Origin of the sequence: Streptomyces oryzae (assembly GCF_017676365.1) — a bacterium.
Classification (GTDB): Bacteria; Actinomycetota; Actinomycetes; order Streptomycetales; family Streptomycetaceae; genus Streptomyces; species Streptomyces oryzae.
The window spans coordinates 1-2,073 of record NZ_JADKMA010000382.1; the positions used below are offsets into that span (position 1 = coordinate 1).

3 protein-coding genes are annotated in these 2,073 nt (G+C 68.9%); 2 read left to right on the forward strand and 1 reads right to left on the reverse strand.

Translation table 11 applies throughout. From position 1 onward, the window contains the following. Positions 1–746 (forward strand): hypothetical protein (locus ITI46_RS34270; RefSeq protein WP_209243944.1); only part of this gene is annotated, 746 nt, incomplete at its 5' end. 23 nt (positions 747–769) lie between these two features. Here ITI46_RS34270 and ITI46_RS34275 read toward each other — a convergent pair. Then, the gene (locus ITI46_RS34275) at positions 770–1,588 is read right to left on the reverse strand and encodes an SAM-dependent methyltransferase (protein WP_209243940.1); all 819 of its coding nucleotides are present in this window, start codon (positions 1,586–1,588) and stop codon (positions 770–772) included. Between the two features lie 180 nt (positions 1,589–1,768). Between ITI46_RS34275 and ITI46_RS34280 the strand changes: the two genes are divergently transcribed. Further along, positions 1,769–2,029, forward strand: coding sequence for a WXG100 family type VII secretion target (locus ITI46_RS34280; RefSeq protein WP_247747025.1), 261 nt, complete (start codon positions 1,769–1,771; stop codon positions 2,027–2,029). The last annotated feature ends 44 nt before the right edge of the window (positions 2,030–2,073 follow it).

Consider the following 2,073-nt stretch of genomic DNA (forward strand, 5'->3'; position numbering starts at 1 on the left):
CCCCCACCCTCTCCGCAGCCGAGCGACTGGCGAGCAAGCGCAAGTCCCGCAAACGCCTCAAGGGCGCGCCGCCCACCCCCAAGTGGCGCTACGACTTCTCCGCCCCCGCGAAGAAGTTCGCCCCTCTCCTGTGGCGGGACGAGATCGCCGTCCTCGCCGACGGAACCGCCGTGACGGGCCTCGACCTCCACAACGGCCTCGTCCTCCTCGCCGGCTCCGACGACCTGCTGGCGCTGAACCCCCGCGACGGCAAGGTCCAATGGCGTTCGAAGCGCTACCGCAAAAGCGGCCGACGCCCCTATGTGACGGTCCTCGCCGCCCACGAAGCCGTCCTCTGGCTCGTCGTGGACAACCGCCCGCTCCTCCGCCCCCGACCACCGCACCGTCGTCGCCTACGACCTCGCCGCAGACCGCGAACTGTGGACCGCCCCCTTCCCCACCGGCTACCAGGAGAGCCACCTCCTCCCCGACGCCTTCGTCGTCGTGACAGCCCACAAGAGCGACCCCAACGCTTCACCGCCTCCAACCGCAAGACCGGCCACCGCACTTGGGCCCACACCTACAAGTCCGTCACCACCGACCAACCCACCACCATCGCCGCCCCGGCCACACTGGTGGCGGCGGACAAGGGCACCCAGGCATGGACCTATGTGCAGGGCGCCGCCGGCCCCTGGCAGTCCGCCGCAGCCGGAAACCGCGTCTTCCTGCTCCAGGGCGGCACGTTGACGGCCATGCCGGTGTTCTGACGGCCGCGTCGGCGATCCGCCGCCTACGGTTTGAAGGCCAGGCCCGCCCAGACGCCTGACTCCGCCGGGGAGACCATGCCGGGCAGCTGGGGGACGTCGTCGGTGTCCAGGTCGAGCCGCCAGTCGCAGGTGGCGGCCAGGCCGGGGTCGACGAGGTCCAGGCCCTCGAAGAAGGTCAGGACCTCCTTGTGGCTGCGCAGGGTCAGGTTCACACCGCCGGCGCGGTAGGTGGCCACGATTCTGCGCATGCCCTCCGGGTCGAACTCCTCGGTGGCGTGCGAGAGGGCCAGGGCGCTGCCGGAAGGGAGGGCGTCCATCAGGTGCCGGATGATTCCGTAGGGGGCGTCCTCTTCCGGGAGGAAGTGGAAGAGAGCGATAACCGAAAGAGCGACGGGCCGGCTGAAGTCCAGTGTGCTGCGGGCGTGCTCCAGGATCACCTCCGGCTCGCGGACGTCCGCCTCGATGTAGTCGGTGGCACCCTCCGGGGTGCTGTTCATCAGGGCGCGGGCGTGGGCGAGCACGAGAGGGTCGTTGTCGGAGTAGACGACGCGCGCCCCCGGCTGCTCCGCCTGCGCGACCTGGTGCAGGTTGGGAGCTGTGGGGATGCCGGTACCGATGTCGAGGAACTGCCGCATACCGTGATCCCGCGCCAGATGGCGGACGACGCGGTGCATGAAGGCCCGGTTCTGCCGGGCGGCCACCATGGCGTGCGGAAACTGTCTCAGGCTCTCGACGGCGACCTTCCGGTCAGCGGCGTAGTTCGTCTTGCCGCCGAGGAAGAAGTCGTACAGCCGGGCGCTGTGCGGACGGGTACCGATTCCCGCCGGGACCTGGTGCGTCATGGTCAACCACTCTGTAGCAAAGGCAGGTTGGCCGCCACCGGCATCGGCGGCCCGGCGACAGCTCCGTGCGACAAGGCCGTTGACGGCCTGTGACACGAACTGCACCTGGTTCGGCGCAGAGTGCGTTACCGTGCTGCAAGACGTGTCACAGCCAGCATACGGGGAGGGTTCCTTATGGGAATGAACGGTGCTGATCTGCAGCAGCTGCGGGATCTGGCGAGCAAGTTCGACGGCGACGCTTCCACGCTCCAGGGGCTGATCAACAGCCTTCAGAGCGCCGCCAGCAACAGCGGCGGTTACTGGAAGGGCGGCAAGGCGGACCAGTTCCGTACCGAGTGGGAGGGGCTGAAGCCGACCTTCGACAAGTTCGTGCAGACGCTGCAGGACGCGGGCCGCGCCGCCAGGACCAACGCGGACAACATCGACCACGCCACCAACTGACCTGCTCCTGACCGGTCCAGCACGGACGGGCCGCAGCCGAAACG